The sequence below is a fragment of the Pectobacterium atrosepticum genome (assembly GCA_019056595.1).
Taxonomy (GTDB): domain Bacteria; phylum Pseudomonadota; class Gammaproteobacteria; order Enterobacterales; family Enterobacteriaceae; genus Pectobacterium; species Pectobacterium atrosepticum.
Window position 1 is genome coordinate 37,654 of sequence record CP036163.1, and the last position, 13,205, is coordinate 50,858.

Consider the following 13,205-nt stretch of genomic DNA (forward strand, 5'->3'; position numbering starts at 1 on the left):
TGTGTTGCGGAAGGCAAATCGGAAGGAAGAAAACGGAACGGCAGTTGCCGCTCCGTTTCAGTATCGTACTACTTATTGACGGTCAGTCCGTCCAGGTAGCGCTCAGCATCCAGTGCAGCCATACAGCCTGTACCCGCGGAAGTAATCGCCTGACGGTAGATGTGGTCCATTACGTCGCCTGCGGCAAAGACACCAGGAATGCTGGTTTGTGTCGCATTGCCGTGAATGCCGGATTGCACTTTGATATAACCGTTTTCCAACGCCAGTTGACCGCCGAACACGGCCGTATTCGGGCTGTGGCCGATAGCAATAAATACGCCAGCCAGTTCCAGTTCTTCTGCAGTATCGCTTTGTGTATCGCGGATGCGCACACCGGTTACGCCCATGTCATCACCCAGCACGTCGTCCAGCGTACGGTTGGTATGCAGGATGATGTTGCCGTTTTTAACTTTTTCCATCAGACGGTCGATCAGGATTTTCTCTGAACGGAACGTCTCACGACGGTGGATCAAATGCACTTCCGCAGCGATGTTAGACAAATACAACGCTTCTTCTACTGCGGTATTCCCGCCACCAACAACGGCGACTTTCTGATTACGGTAGAAGAATCCGTCACAGGTTGCGCAGGCGGAAACCCCTTTGCCTTTAAACGCGTCTTCAGATGGCAGGCCAAGATAACGAGCTGATGCGCCTGTAGCGATGATCAGCGCGTCACAGGTGTACTCGGCGCTATCACCGAATAAACGGAATGGACGGTTCTGCAAATCAACGCGCTCAATATGATCGAAGATCACTTCGGTATTGAATTTGGTTGCGTGTGCGTGCATACGCTCCATTAACAGCGGGCCAGTTAAATCATCGGCGTCGCCCGGCCAGTTCTCTACTTCGGTCGTGGTCGTCAACTGACCGCCTTTTTCCATACCAGTGATCAATACTGGCTGTAAATTCGCCCGTGCAGCATAAACTGCGGCAGTGTAACCCGCTGGGCCTGAACCCAGAATCAATAACTTGTGATGTTTAACGGTACCCATGCTTTCCTCATTTCATGACGGCGGATAATGCTCATACGGCAATAGACTTCCTTACTATGAACAATTTATTACTATGAACATATCTACCACGGACAATGAGAACGATTGTAAGGAAATTACAGGAGTAAAAAAAGTATGCAGAAAAGTTGCTGGCTATTTGTTTAATCGTTAATGACGATGGTGATGACAAATCGCTGAAAAATCAGCCACATTCATAAGTAAAATGATTGAAGCCACCTTGGTGAATGGCTCTGGCTTATCCAATCTGGCAGTTTCTTCTGATTTTCGTTGTTTTGCTTTGACAATCGGCTGTGCATTTGCGAAAACATCTGGGTAAGAGGAAATTTTTTGTATGTGGACAGTTAAAAGCTCGGCTTTTTATTCGTTTCTGCGCAGGTAGGTCTTTTGGGCCATGGATATGACGTGATGGTCTTCTTCGCGGGTGAGTAATGCGTAGGGCGAGAACGAGAAGTGAATACTGTTGATATACAAAATAGGCAGCGTGTCTTCTTTAAGGGTAACTCTGATACATGAGGTCTATCGGGGTAAAGCGTGTGCAGGGAAAGTGAAGAGAGACAATAATAATGGTAGACACTAAAAAACGGCCAGGAAAAGATCTCGATCGTATTGATCGTAACATCCTGAACGAATTGCAAAAAGATGGGCGTATTTCCAATGTCGAGCTTTCCAAACGGGTTGGGCTATCACCAACGCCTTGTCTGGAGCGTGTACGTCGTCTGGAAAGACAGGGTTTCATTAATGGCTACACAGCGCTGCTAAACCCGCATTATCTGGATGCGTCACTGCTAGTTTTTGTTGAAATAACGCTAAACCGCGGTGCGCCTGATGTGTTTGAACAGTTTAACACTGCGGTGCAGAAGCTAGAAGAAATTCAGGAATGCCATCTGGTTTCCGGTGATTTTGACTACCTGTTGAAAACGCGTGTGCCGGACATGTCCGCTTACCGTAAGCTCCTGGGCGAAACGCTGCTGCGTCTGCCGGGCGTTAACGACACCCGTACATACGTGGTGATGGAAGAAGTGAAGCAAAGTAATCGTCTGGTCATTAAGACTCGATAAACGTGTGGGTGCAAAACCCGATAAATTCAGCTACACTCCTGTGAATTTATACAGTCCCAGCGCCGGGTTTTCTCGGCGCTTTGTCATAAACCTTACAGGCCCCTGGAGAGACTCTTGAGCCAGGAATATACAGAAGATAAAGACGTTACCCTGAAAAAACTCAACGGAACACGTCGTTTGCTTGAAGCGATTTTAATCGTAGTGGCACTTTTTGCGGTTTATCTCAGTGTCGCACTACTCAGTTTCAGCCCCTCGGATCCCAGTTGGTCACAGACTGCGTGGCATGAGCCTATCCATAATTTTGGTGGTGTGGCGGGTGCCTGGTTGGCGGATACGCTGTTCTTTATTTTTGGCGTTCTGGCCTATGCCATTCCGCCGATTATGTTATCCCTGTGCTGGGCTGCTTTCCGCCAGCGTGATAACCACCAGTCTATTGAATATTTTACCTTTTCACTTCGCCTGATAGGGACATTGGCGCTGATCCTGACCTCTTGTGGTTTGGCTGCGTTGAACATTGACGATCTCTATTATTTCGCTTCCGGTGGTGTCTTGGGAAGCCTGTTGAGCAGCTCAATGATCCCACGTTTCAACAGCATGGGTGCGACGCTCATTCTGCTGTGCGTTTGGGGCGCAGGGTTAACGCTGTTTACCGGCTGGTCATGGTTAACCATTGCCGAAAAAATCGGCGCGGGTGTGTTGGCCTGTCTGACATTTATGTCAAACCGTTCGCGCCGCGATGAGGACTACCGTGAAGACGATGAGCGTGATGCGCTTAACGTGCAGCATGATGAAGTATCAGGCGAAGCCATAACACAACAGCGTGATGACGATGATGTCCTGTTTTCTACGCCTTCCGTTGCTGGTGTCGTAAACGACACTGCGATGGATGACAAGATAGAAGAAGCATCCTCTTTAACCGAAAATGCGCCAGTTACTACACAACCGATCTCGTTAGCAGAAGCGCCGGTAGTGAATTCGGTATTATCTGAGGTTGTGCTGCCCGTTACCCCATCAGCGATTGATTCGACACCGTCGCTGAACCCGCCGTTGTATTCGTTTGAAGTCCCTGATGCGCCTATCGCGATGCCGGAGATTATGACCTCGCCTGAGATCCATAGCAGTGCGTCTATGCCTTACGGGAATACTTACGAGAATAGTGCTGTACCGCCGATAGTAACGTCACCGATAGTCCAACCGTTTGCTGAACCGCCACAACCAGCACGTGAGACAGATTTCAATGTGAACAACACCTTTATGCCCGCGTTCAGTGCTGATGCCGATGATAATCTGCAGATTAAACGCGGCGTAGGGCCTGAATTGCCGCGTCCTAATCCCGTGCGTATTCCTACGCGCCGTGAACTGGCGTCATACGGAATCAAGTTACCGTCACAGCGTCTGGCCGAAGAGCAAGCAAGGCTACAGGCGCAGAGCGGTAGTGCAGAAATGGAATTGACGAACGACGTGTATCAGGAAGAGACGCTGGATGATGTCGCCGAGCAAGAAGCTGCATTGCAGCAAGCGTATCTGGACCAGCAGCGCCAGCGTTACGGTGATGAGTACCCGTTACAGGAAGATGATGAAGACGCGCTTCTGCAAGCACAGCTAGCCAGAGATTTCGATGCACAACAGCAGTCACGCTATGACGCCAGTTCGTCGGAGCACGATGAACACATTCGTGCTCCGATAACACCGCCTGTGACCAGTGAGCCTATTCAGTCAAACCCTGTGGTGCCGCATAACGCTTTTTCATTCTCACCGTTTAGCGCGGAGAGTGAGCGCGAGCCTGAGCCACGTACGTCGAGCGAACCCACGTATTCGCAGCCAACCTATAACACTGAGCCAGATCTTCCGCCGATGCATGCTGATGAGGACGAGAGCGACGAGCGCAATCCGTTGATGTTTGATCAGCCAGTGCAATCGACGTCAGCGCCTGTTGACGTTACGCGACAGGAAAATGCAACAGCGCCAGCGCATCATCCGGCAATGGATGGCCTGATTCATCCGTTCCTGATGCGTAATGAACAACCGTTGCAGAAGCCGACTACGCCGCTGCCAACTTTGGATTTGTTGACCTCGCCGCCGACAAGCGAAGCGCCTGTTGATAATTTTGCTCTAGAGCAAACGGCGCGATTGATTGAAGCGCGTCTGGCTGATTTTCGGGTAAAAGCGGATGTGGTCGATCACTCTCCTGGACCGGTAATCACACGGTTTGAATTGGATCTGGCTCCGGGTGTTAAAGCAGCGCGTATCTCGAATTTGTCGCGCGATTTGGCGCGTTCACTGTCAGTTGTTGCCGTGCGTATTGTTGAGGTTATTCCCGGTAGGCCGTACGTTGGACTGGAATTGCCGAATGCACACCGTCAGACGGTTTATCTGCGAGAAGTGCTGGACTGCGATGCATTCCGACATAACCCTTCACCGCTGGCAATCGTGTTGGGGAAAGATATTGCAGGCGAACCTGTCGTTGCTGATTTGGCGAAAATGCCACACCTGTTGGTTGCTGGTACGACGGGCTCCGGTAAGTCGGTCGGCGTCAACGCCATGATCATCAGTATGTTGTATAAAGCCACGCCTGAAGACGTACGCTTTATCATGATCGACCCAAAAATGCTGGAACTCTCCGTGTACGAAGGCATTCCGCATTTGTTGACGGAGGTCGTGACTGACATGAAGGATGCCGCAAATGCGCTGCGCTGGTGTGTCGGTGAAATGGAGCGTCGCTATAAACTGATGTCAGCGCTTGGCGTGCGTAATCTGGCGGGATACAACGAACGCGTGATGACAGCAAATGCGATGGGTCGTCCGATTCCCGATCCGTTTTGGAAGCCGGGCGACAGTATGGATATGACTCCGCCAGTGCTGGAAAAACTGCCGTACATTGTCGTTATGGTTGATGAATTTGCTGACCTGATGATGGCTGTGGGTAAGAAGGTTGAAGAATTGATTGCCCGACTGGCGCAAAAAGCGCGTGCTGCGGGGATTCACCTGGTACTGGCGACCCAGCGTCCTTCGGTCGACGTAATCACCGGACTGATCAAAGCGAACATTCCGACGCGTATTGCGTTTACTGTTTCCAGCAAGATCGACTCACGAACTATCCTTGATCAAAGTGGCGCGGAATCGCTCCTGGGAATGGGGGATATGCTGTATATGGCACCTAACTCCTCAATACCTATCCGCGTTCATGGCGCTTTCGTGCGCGATGAGGAAGTTCATGCTGTCGTTCAAGACTGGAAAGCGCGCGGCCGCCCTCAATATATCGATAATATTGTCAGCGGCGGTGATGATGCTGAAGGTGGAAGCCTCGGTCTTGATGGCGATGAAGAACTCGATCCTTTGTTCGATCAAGCTGTAGGATTTGTGGTCGATAAGCGTCGTGCCTCTATTTCCGGCGTACAGCGCCAGTTCCGAATTGGCTATAACCGTGCTGCGCGAATCGTTGAGCAAATGGAAGCGCAGGGCATTGTTAGTTCTCCTGGGCACAATGGTAACCGTGAGGTCTTGGCTCCGCCATCAATGGAATAGAGCACTGTATTGATTGAAACCACTCCCTCTAAGGGCTGCGCGAGCAGCCCTTATGCAAAGAAGCGTAAAAGCGGCAATAAGCGGATAATTCACCTATCCCCGCTCAAGTGGGTTCAGATAACATAGATCTACGAATACGTGGGCGCTATGTGAAGCGTCTGACCTCGCTAGACGAAGGCGCGTTATATTTAGAAATTCAAAGGATTATGCGTATGAAAAAGTGGTTAGCTATCAGTTGCCTGATTGCAGGTGTTACCTCAACCGCTGTCTATGCGGACGCGGCAAAAGATTTGCAGGGTCGCCTCAATAAAGTAAACAGTTTCCATGCGAACTTCAGCCAGAAAGTAACTAGCACCGATGGTGCAGCGGTGCAGGAAGGGGAAGGCGAACTGTGGTTGAAACGCCCTAACTTATTTAACTGGAAAACCACGTCGCCTGATGAAAGCGCGTTGATTTCTGACGGTAAAACACTTTGGTTTTACAACCCGTTTGTTGAACAAGTCACGGCAACCTGGCTGAAAGATGCAACAGGAAATACGCCGTTCATTCTGATTACACGTAACGATACCAGCGATTGGAATAAATACGATGTGCGTCAGAAAGGCGATGATTTTGAACTTACGCCGAAGTCAGCGAGCGGCAATCTGAAGCAGTTCGCGATTAATGTGACGACAAACGGCACGATCAAGCAGTTTACCGCGACGGAACAGGATGGGCAGCGGAGCACTTATGTGCTGAAGAACCAGCAAAACGGCGCGGTGGATGCTGCGCAATTCACTTTCACACCGCCGAAAGGGGTCACGCTGGACGATCAGCGTCAGTGAGGTAAGAGTGAGCAATCTGTCACTTGATTTTTCCCATAACGAGTTCCAACCGCTGGCCGCGCGTATGCGGCCAGCGACATTGGCGCAATATATCGGTCAACAGCACCTGCTTGGTGCTGGTAAGCCTCTGCCACGAGCTATCGAGGCGGGGCAGTTGCACTCAATGATTCTTTGGGGGCCGCCAGGAACGGGAAAAACCACGCTGGCAGAACTGATTGGGCATTATGGCCAAGCCGATGTTGAACGCATTTCTGCTGTGACGTCCGGCATCAAAGAAATTCGTGAAGCGATCGAGCGTGCCCGACAAAATCGTAATGCGGGGCGACGTACCATTTTGTTTGTCGATGAAGTCCATCGTTTCAACAAAAGTCAGCAGGATGCGTTTTTACCGCATATCGAAGATGGAACGATCACCTTTATTGGTGCGACAACGGAAAACCCTTCTTTTGAGCTTAATTCCGCGTTGTTATCTCGAGCCCGTGTTTATTTGCTGAAAGCGCTGATGGCGGAAGATATCGAGCAGGTGTTGCTGCAAGCGATGAGTGACAGTGAACGTGGTTATGGTGGGCAGAATATTGTTTTGCCTGCCGAGACTGGGCGGATGCTAGCCGAATTGGTCAATGGTGATGCCAGGCGTGCGTTGAATAGCTTGGAAATGATGGCGGATATGGCGGAAATTGACGCGCAGGGCATGCGTATCCTGACGCCTGCACTCCTCAATGAAATCGCTGGCGAACGTAGTGCCCGCTTTGATAACAAGGGCGACCGCTATTACGATCTAATTTCAGCGTTGCATAAATCGGTAAGAGGCTCAGCGCCGGATGCAGCACTCTATTGGTACGCCCGAATCATCACCGCCGGTGGCGATCCGTTATATGTTGCTCGACGGCTGTTGGCAATTGCTTCGGAAGATGTCGGTAACGCTGATCCACGAGCGATGCAGGTCGCTATTTCCGCCTGGGATTGTTTCACTCGCGTTGGCCCCGCAGAAGGCGAGCGGGCTATCGCTCAGGCGATTGTTTATCTGGCCTGTGCGCCAAAAAGTAATGCAGTATATAGCGCTTTCAAAGCGGCGATGCAGGATGCGCGCGAGAAGCCGGATTATGATGTTCCCGAACATTTGCGCAACGCACCTACCCGATTGATGAAAGAAATGGGACTAGGAGCAGAATATCGGTATGCGCACAATGAACCTAATGCCTATGCGGCTGGCGAGAGTTACTTTCCGTCGGAAATGGCCGATACGCACTATTATGCGCCTACCTCACGTGGCCTTGAGGGCAAAATTGGTGAAAAGCTCGCCTGGCTTGCTACTCAGGATCAAAATAGCCCGACAAAACGCTACCGTTGAACTAAGCGTTGCGGTAAGGTTATTAAGGTATTTTCTGAAGCCGGCCGCGTAGCGCGCCGTGTACGCCACCATTTCATTTGATAATCATAAGCACAGGATTAGCATGCTCGATCCCAATTTACTGCGTAATGAGCTAGACGCAGTCGCCGAAAAGTTACTGGCTCGCAGAGGCTTTAAGCTGGATGTTGAGACCCTGCGTAAGCAGGAAGAACGTCGTAAAGTATTGCAGGTAGAAACCGAAAGCCTGCAAGCAGAGCGTAACTCCCGATCGAAAGAGATTGGTGCAGCGAAAGCACGCGGTGAGGATATCGAGCCTTTGCGTCGTGAAGTTAATACATTAGGCGAAAAGCTGGATACTGCGAAAGCAGAGCTGGATCAGTTGCAGAATGAGATTCGCGATCTGGCGTTAACGATCCCGAACCTGCCGGACGACTCCGTGCCGCTTGGGAAAGATGAATCACAGAACAAAGAAGTTACCCGCTGGGGTGAGCCGCGTAAGTATGATTTCGCCGTGCGCGATCATGTTGAACTCGGCGAGATGGCTGGCGGACTGGATTTTGCCGCTGCGGTGAAATTAACCGGTGCGCGTTTTGTCGTGATGAAAGGACAGATTGCTCGTCTGCACCGTGCGCTTGCCCAGTTCATGCTGGATTTGCATACACAACAGCACGGTTATCAGGAAGCGTATGTGCCTTATCTGGTAAACCACGCCACGTTATATGGTACGGGCCAGTTGCCTAAGTTTGGTGAAGACCTGTTCCACACCAATCCCTTAAGCGAAGAAGCAGAAAGCAGCCAATACGCGCTGATCCCGACTGCTGAAGTCCCGCTGACCAATCTAGTACGTGACGAAATTCTGGATGAAGAATCTTTACCGTTGAAAATGACCGCACACACACCTTGCTTCCGTTCAGAAGCGGGTTCGTATGGTCGTGATACGCGTGGGTTGATTCGTATGCACCAGTTTGACAAGGTTGAACTGGTACAAATCGTCCGTCCTGAGGATTCCATGCAGGCGCTGGAAGAGTTGACGACCCACGCCGAAACGGTGCTGCAACTGCTTAAATTACCTTATCGTAAGGTATTGTTGTGCACTGGCGACATGGGCTTTGGCTCCACCAAAACTTACGATCTGGAAGTTTGGTTGCCAGCGCAGGACACGTATCGTGAAATTTCTTCCTGCTCAAACATGTGGGATTTCCAGGCGCGCCGTATGCAGGCCCGCTGTCGCAGCAAGTCCGATAAGAAGACTCGACTGGTTCACACGTTGAACGGTTCTGGTCTGGCGGTTGGCCGGACACTGGTGGCCGTTCTGGAAAACTATCAGCAGGCCGATGGCCGCATTGAAATTCCTGAAGTACTGCGCCCCTATATGGGCGGGCTGGAATTTATTGGCTAATCGCTGCTATTTGAATTAAGCGCCTAAGGGCGCTTTTTTTACGTCTCATGTTCGGTAATATTTTTTTATCGTAAAAATAATTTATCTATATCATGCCGCCCGTGCTACTTAACTTTTAAGATTAAAATGTTTTAAAATCAATCAAATACTAACCTTCTGCTTTCAAGGGTGACGACCCTTCAGCGAGTATTGATTAATTCTTTCAATCCACAATTTGAGAAAGGCGTTTTAGCACTTTTTGCTCGGATTGACTTTTATATACGCAATGGCATGATGCGCTCACTCTTCTCCGGTTGTTTGGTTATTCACTCGCTATGTCTGCTTATTCCCGCCCAGTGCTGTTATTGCTCTGTGGACTTCTGCTGCTGACGGTTTGTATTGCAGTATTAAATACGTTGGTCCCACTTTGGCTAAGTTATCAGTCTCTTCCTGTCTGGCAGGTTGGCCTCGTTGGTTCTTCCTATTTCGGTGGCAATCTGGTTGGAACGCTATTAGCCGGTAAATTAATCAAACTTTATGGTTTCAACCGCAGCTATTATTTTGCGGCTTTATTATTTGGCATCGCGATCGTTGGCCTCGGTATTTCTGCGGATATCGGCAGTTGGTTATTCTGGCGCTTCTTGGCAGGGATAGGTTGCGCATTGATCTGGGTTGTGGTTGAAAGCGCCTTGTTATGTAGTGGAACGTCGACGCAGAGAGGACAACTGCTGGCTGCTTATATGATTGCCTATTACCTCGGTAGCGTGATTGGACAGCTATTGCTTGGCGTGTTGCCTACATCATTATTGAGCGTGCTGCCGTGGATGGTCGCGTTAGTTACTTTGGCTGTATTACCTCTGTTGTGTACTCATCTTCCTACTCCGCCCGAACAGCACGAAAAGCATGTCAATATGTGGAAAATGCTGAGGTATCGCAGTGCGCGTCTAGGAATACACGGCTGTATTATTTCCGGCGCAATTTTAGGATCGCTGTATGGCCTGATGCCGCTGTACCTCTCCCATCAAGGAATGAATGATGCGCAGGTTGGGTACTGGATGGCGCTGCTGATTAGCTCAGGTATTGTCGGGCAATGGCCTGTTGGGCGTATGGCTGACCGCTATGGTCGGTTGTTGGTTCTTCGGGTGTTAGTCTTTGTGGTGATTATTGGCTGTGTTGCCATGCTAAGCATTAGTCACTATGCCATGGCACCGTCGCTATTTTTATTGGGATGCGCAGGGTTTACGCTATACCCGGTCGCTATGTCGTGGGCATGTGAGAAGGTGCGTCCTGAAGAGTTGGTGGCGATGAATCAGGCGTTACTCCTTAGCTACACGCTTGGCAGTCTTTGCGGGCCAAGCGTTGCTGCGGTGTTGATGCAGAATTATTCTGATCGATTACTGTTCGTACTAATTGCCGCGGTAGCGATGATCTACCTGATGATATTGCTCAGAAAAGCCGATCATCATCCAACGCCATTAGCTGCTGCCTGAGTTAGCGGTATCAAGGCTGGCCAACGAGCTTTGTCCCGCGTCTACCATATTGTTCCACAGCGCCTCGGCTACCGGGCTAAGGCGTTGTTTTGCATTTCGTACCAGATAAAATATGCTGGTTAGCTTTAAACGATCTGGAGCAACTGCCGCAAGCTTCCCTTTTTCCACCCACGATGCTGCATAATGGTCGGGAAGAAAACCAATATGGGTTCCCGCGAGCAGAAGTAACAAGCTTCCTTCTAGATGCCAAGCTGTCTGGTGGTAACCTTGCTTTGATACAGAACCTAGCTGTTTAGATATCTCGTTGACGGCATGCCCACCAATTAACAGCCTGCGAGGATTTAATTCACCCTCAAGCCATTCACGTTCGATCATCTCAGCATTTTCTGCTAGAGAATAAAAGTAGCTATGTTCAACAAAGACGGGCTGATAGAAAATGTCTGCGGGGATGTCATCGGGTAGGGCGCTTAGAACAACATCGAGATGCCCGTTTTTTAGCCGTTCCATGAGCGGAAGGTATTCCATAATTTCGATTTCGACGTTGACTTCCGGGCTTTGGTCATAAAGATGGGATATAGCTTGTGATACAACGTTGTTGGGATGTGTGGCGATATTATCCAAGCAGCCTAGTTTTACTTTACCTATAAGCTGATGTTTGATACGGGCTAGTCTGTTAGCGAAATCATCGAGCGTGGAAATGACAGATTTTGCTTCCTGATAGACCACTTCACCTTCCGTTGTTAAGGCAAAACCCCCGCGACCACGTTCACACAAAACAAGCCCAAGTGTATCCTCGAGTCGAGACAGGTAGTGGCTTAGGACGGGTTGACTTAATCCAGTTACGGTTTGTGCGTTGGTAATTCCTTGTTTTTCAACGATTTTACAAAAAAGCTTTAACCAGCGAATCTCCAGTTTATCTAAGCGCATAGCATTTCCTTCGCATACATTACATATCTGAATGTTAACATCAAAATATATCTGTATTAATCGATATGAATCCCATTTATCTTACTGTTAAGCCGCATAGTAATGTGGTTACCACGAAAAAGCGTGGTTTTATGCGTCACATCAGGGTCTCTCATAAGCACAATGGTGTTGTTAGCTTGCTGACAACACCATTGTTCTATACGTCGCCAGACAACCTCTATAAAATATCACAACGATACAATAATTATTTGCTGCTTATTCAATGGAGGAGTTATGTCTCAAGGGAATGCTGTGCCTGAAAAACAACAACAGGAGCGGCAAATCTATGATTACGAATACGAACCTGTCCCTGCCGAAGCCAGAAAACGCTGGTATGTAATTACGTTAATATGGTTGGCGATCGGAATTGATATTTCAGGTTTGTTCCTTGGTACTTTTTTGAGCGGTGGGTTACCATTTTCTCAGGCCGTCAGTGCTACGCTTATTGGTTCTGCTTTGCTCGGTGTGCTTGCAGCATTATGCGCTAATGTGGGTTATGGCTGTGGACTATCGACGACGTTGTTAAGTATCTCGGTGTTTGGCAAATTTGGCGGCAAACTTATCGGCATATTCTCTGCGGTTTCTTTAGTGGGGTGGTTCGCTTTCCAGCTTGATTTCTTTGGTGCCATGCTACAAAAGGCATTACTTCATTATCATTTTGAACCCGGCCGTTTTCCTATCTTACTATTTGGCATGATACTGATGGCATTAACAGCTATTTGGGGAGTCAGATCATTAGGACGGCTCAGCATGTTTAGCGTTCCTTTAATGCTGATCCTGATAGTAACAGGGATTTATTTGGCCGCAGTTGATCACTCTACACCACCAACAATAACTATTAAAAATCCCATTAGTATGGGAAGCGCAATCTCTTATGTTGTCTCTATCTGGATAGTTGCGGCTAGTATTATGTCCCCTGATATTGCGCGCTACGCCAAAACACGTAAAGACGCCATCTTAGGGGCAGGATTAGGCTTTTGCTTCGGTAATAGCGCGACAATCTTAGTTGCGCTTTTACTGACCCATCTGGTCGGTAGCGATGATCTTGTCGAAATATTCTTTAGTATTGGGCTGGGCATGTCAGCCATTGTGATTTTAATCTTTGCTCAATGGACAACAAATAGCTCAAATCTAATCTCCGCATCGTTAGGGCTCTCTGTGGTTATCCGGGCATTGTCACGACCTACGCTAGTGATTTTGATGGCTTTTATCGGATTATTTTTCGCCTACAACGGGATGATTAATAATTTTACCCAATTTCTCTCATTATTGGGGGTGATAGTTTCACCAATCGCTGGTGTATATCTGGCTGAATATTACTTTTTTGACTTATCACCATCAAAGATCGATATATCAGAACCGAAGAATCTGAACATTGGGGCCGCTGCAGCGTGGATATGCGGAAGTTTGGTTAGCCTCTTGACATCGACAGATTTTTTCAATGTTCTTACTATTAGCTCTATTTCTGCTTTAGATGGAATAATGGTGAGTATGGCGGTATATGTCGCTTTGCGTAAGATATTCCCACGAGTGGGAATGTAATTGCTTGAACCCCTATTTT

General features: G+C 49.0%; 9 protein-coding genes. 7 read left to right on the plus strand and 2 right to left on the minus strand.

The features are described from left to right. Window positions 1–68: 68 nt before the first annotated feature. Complete coding sequence (locus tag DCX48_00810) at window positions 69–1,031, minus strand: thioredoxin-disulfide reductase (GenBank protein ID QXE13168.1); 963 nt, start codon at window positions 1,029–1,031, stop codon at window positions 69–71. A 584-nt stretch (window positions 1,032–1,615) separates the two neighbouring features. On the opposite strand from DCX48_00810, the gene lrp reads away from it, so the two are divergent. From lrp to DCX48_00840, 6 genes are all read left to right on the plus strand, one after another. After that, a complete protein-coding gene (lrp, locus tag DCX48_00815) occupies window positions 1,616–2,110 on the plus strand; it encodes a leucine-responsive transcriptional regulator Lrp (protein ID QXE13169.1) in 495 nt (164 codons plus the stop codon). Between the two features lie 114 nt (window positions 2,111–2,224). Further along, the gene (locus DCX48_00820) at window positions 2,225–5,635 is read left to right on the plus strand and encodes a cell division protein FtsK (protein ID QXE13170.1); all 3,411 of its coding nucleotides are present in this window, start codon (window positions 2,225–2,227) and stop codon (window positions 5,633–5,635) included. Between the two features lie 212 nt (window positions 5,636–5,847). Further along, a complete protein-coding gene (lolA, locus tag DCX48_00825; GenBank protein QXE13171.1) occupies window positions 5,848–6,459 on the plus strand; it encodes an outer membrane lipoprotein chaperone LolA in 612 nt (203 codons plus the stop codon). A gap of 7 nt (window positions 6,460–6,466) precedes the next feature. Beyond that, on the plus strand, window positions 6,467–7,810 hold the full coding sequence (locus tag DCX48_00830; protein ID QXE13172.1) for a replication-associated recombination protein A: 1,344 nt from the start codon (window positions 6,467–6,469) through the stop codon (window positions 7,808–7,810). Between the two features lie 103 nt (window positions 7,811–7,913). Then, a complete protein-coding gene (locus tag DCX48_00835; GenBank protein ID QXE13173.1) occupies window positions 7,914–9,209 on the plus strand; it encodes a serine--tRNA ligase in 1,296 nt (431 codons plus the stop codon). Between the two features lie 314 nt (window positions 9,210–9,523). Beyond that, complete coding sequence (locus DCX48_00840; protein QXE13174.1) at window positions 9,524–10,678, plus strand: MFS transporter; 1,155 nt, start codon at window positions 9,524–9,526, stop codon at window positions 10,676–10,678. Here the strand turns inward: DCX48_00840 and DCX48_00845 are convergent. Then, window positions 10,664–11,605, minus strand: a complete 942-nt coding sequence (locus DCX48_00845; GenBank protein ID QXE13175.1) for a LysR family transcriptional regulator — start codon at window positions 11,603–11,605, stop codon at window positions 10,664–10,666. The two genes, DCX48_00840 and DCX48_00845, sit on opposite strands and share 15 nt — an antisense overlap. A gap of 273 nt (window positions 11,606–11,878) precedes the next feature. Here DCX48_00845 and DCX48_00850 point away from each other — a divergent pair, with 273 nt between their 5' ends. Further along, a complete protein-coding gene (locus DCX48_00850; protein ID QXE13176.1) occupies window positions 11,879–13,186 on the plus strand; it encodes a cytosine permease in 1,308 nt (435 codons plus the stop codon). Window positions 13,187–13,205 lie beyond the last annotated feature (19 nt).